2 protein-coding genes are annotated in these 1,588 nt (G+C 62.8%); one reads left to right on the top strand and one right to left on the bottom strand.

The window, feature by feature from the left end; translation table 11 throughout:
• Positions 1 to 198: 198 nt before the first annotated feature.
• The gene (locus tag DTW89_RS19035; RefSeq protein ID WP_236637216.1) at positions 199 to 906 is read left to right on the top strand and encodes a FlgO family outer membrane protein; all 708 of its coding nucleotides are present in this window, start codon (positions 199 to 201) and stop codon (positions 904 to 906) included.
• Positions 907 to 1,023: 117 nt separating this feature from the next.
• Here DTW89_RS19035 and flhC read toward each other — a convergent pair whose 3' ends face one another.
• Complete coding sequence (gene flhC, locus DTW89_RS19030; protein ID WP_086926869.1) at positions 1,024 to 1,584, bottom strand: flagellar transcriptional regulator FlhC; 561 nt, start codon at positions 1,582 to 1,584, stop codon at positions 1,024 to 1,026.
• Between the last annotated feature and the right edge of the window lie 4 nt (positions 1,585 to 1,588).

Genomic DNA, 1,588 nt, shown 5'->3' with positions numbered 1-1,588 from the left:
GTCGGAGATGGGGGCTGGATGGGCTCTGTGGGCTCGGTCATGCGCGGATTGTGCGGCAGCTGCCACCCCTGTCATGTAGGCGGCCATCGCCTGTAGGCGGGTGGTGTCAAAGTGCACTCCAAAACCCGTGTTGTTTGCCGGTTTGTCGTGAGGCCTTGCCGCTAGCATTGCGCGATGCAAGCTGACACAAGACGCCCCATGCGCACCCGCGTGAACTTCCTGGATGGCACGGTCATGGGGCGCCCTTGGGGGCGGCGGCGCAGCGCTGCGCCAGTGACCGAGGCCACCGCCGCAGCCCATGCAGTTTCAGGCATAGCCCATGGCCACCATGAGCACACCACGAAGCGCTGGATGCTGGTGGCCGCCTGCGTGCTGGGCGCTGCCGCCTTGCCCGGCTGCGCGGGCTACTACTACGGCGAAAAATACGGCCCCACGCTGGGCTCCACGGTGGACAACATGCTGCGCGACAACCTGTTGGAGGCCAGCCATCGCGCAACCGACAACTTGTTGAAGACCGTGGCCCTGGAGCCGCAACGGCCCGTGCTGGTCACCACGCTGGTGAATGTGGATCAGCGTTCTGAGCCGTCGCAGCTGGGGCTTATCGTGGCCGAGCAGATTGCCGGTCGCCTGGTGCAGCGCGGGGTGCGCGTCACCGCACTGAAGTGGCAAGAGCCGCTGGCCGTGCAGCAGCGCCATCCCGGCGAACTGCTGGTGCCGCGCGAGTGGCATGAAGTGGGCCAGGCCCATGACGCGCAGGCCGTTGTGGTGGGAACCTATGCCGTGTCAGCCCGCCAGCTGTATATCAGCCTGAAGCTGGTCAGCCCAGTGGGCAACGCCGTGGTGGCTGCGCATGACTATGTGGTGCCAGTGGACGACGATGTGCGCACGTTGCTGAGGGGGCGGTGAATCGGCCGGGCAGTATAAATAACCTGTGCTGCGCCATGCACAGGTAAAAGTTAGCTCACCAATTGATAGCTGCTAGCGCTTTCTGCATAAGCGCTAGAGGCCAATTTGGTTCAAATTTCAGTGCAGCATCAGCGCGCCAGCGGTCTTGCTCTTGCCGGCCCGTGCGGGTGGGTTGCACAGGCCGCAGGTGAAGTGGCGGTTTTCATACAGCTCGGTCACGAACTGGCCGCTGCATTCGGCGCATTTGGTGCGCGTGAGCATGCCGGCATCCACAAACTTCACCAGGCGCCAGGCGCGGGTGAACGACAGCAGGGGCTCGATCTCGGCCGTGGCCACTTGTTCGTTGTAGAGGCGGTAGGCCTTGGTCAGCAGCTCCACCGAGTCCAGGTCCACGCCCTTGGACAGGTATTCGTAGATATTCAAAAACAATGAGCTGTGGATGTTCTCTTGCCAGGTCAGAAACCAGTCGGTGGAGAACGGCAGCTGGCCCTTGGATGGGGACTTGCCAGCGATCTCCTTGTAAAGCCGGATCAGGCGTTCGTACGACAGCGTGGTCTCCGACTCCAGAACCTGCATGCGGGCACCCATCTCGATCAGCATCGCAGCGCGTGCAATCTGCTTGGATTCGTTCAGAACGCTTTTGGCGGGTGCTTTGGGGGTGGCGGGCGTGGCGGACATGGTG

It is taken from the genome of Acidovorax sp. BoFeN1 (genome assembly GCF_003345135.1).
Lineage (GTDB): Bacteria > Pseudomonadota > Gammaproteobacteria > Burkholderiales > Burkholderiaceae_C > Acidovorax > Acidovorax defluvii.
The sequence above is the reverse complement of the archived record's forward strand: the minus strand, read 5'-3'. Positions and strand labels throughout refer to the sequence as shown.

What these genes read in the sequence shown, in the direction of transcription:
- flhC (WP_086926869.1), bottom strand. Translation starts at nt 1,584, where the DNA reads ATGTCCGCCACGCCCGCCACCCCCAAAGCACCCGCCAAAAGCGTTCTG.
- DTW89_RS19035 (WP_236637216.1), top strand. Translation starts at nt 199, where the DNA reads ATGCGCACCCGCGTGAACTTCCTGGATGGCACGGTCATGGGGCGCCCT.